The sequence below is a fragment of the Faecalibacterium sp. DFI.5.82 genome, assembly GCF_029076575.1.
Lineage (GTDB): Bacteria > Bacillota > Clostridia > Oscillospirales > Ruminococcaceae > Faecalibacterium > Faecalibacterium duncaniae.
This window is the reverse complement of record NZ_JARFIS010000343.1, coordinates 1-321: the sequence shown is the minus strand read 5'-3', so window position 1 is coordinate 321 and position 321 is coordinate 1. Positions and strand designations below refer to the sequence as shown.

The 321-nt window shown below is 60.1% G+C and carries 1 pseudogene; it reads left to right on the top strand.

The annotated features are described in order from the left end of the window. A pseudogene (locus tag P0G09_RS16920) lies at positions 1-321 on the top strand (tRNA (guanosine(46)-N7)-methyltransferase TrmB); the annotation flags it as partial.

Here is a 321-nt window from a genome sequence, read left to right as displayed (position 1 = left end):
GCTTCCTCCAACAAGCACCGGCTCACCTATCCCCGCCAGCTCATCCAGTACCGCGAATTCCTGAAGGACGGCGGCGAGATCTACTACAAGACCGATGACGACGACCTGTTCCGCGACAGCCTGGAGTACTTCCCCGCTTCCGGCTACGAGATCACCTGGAAGACCTTTGACCTGCACGAGAACGAGCCGGAGTGGATCATCCGCACCGAGCACGAGGGGATGTTCACCGAGATGGGCATCTAGATCAAGGCCCTGATCGCCAGAAAGCTGCCCGGCGATGCCGCCGTGACCTGGATCGAGCCCAAGGTCCTGAAAAAGAGG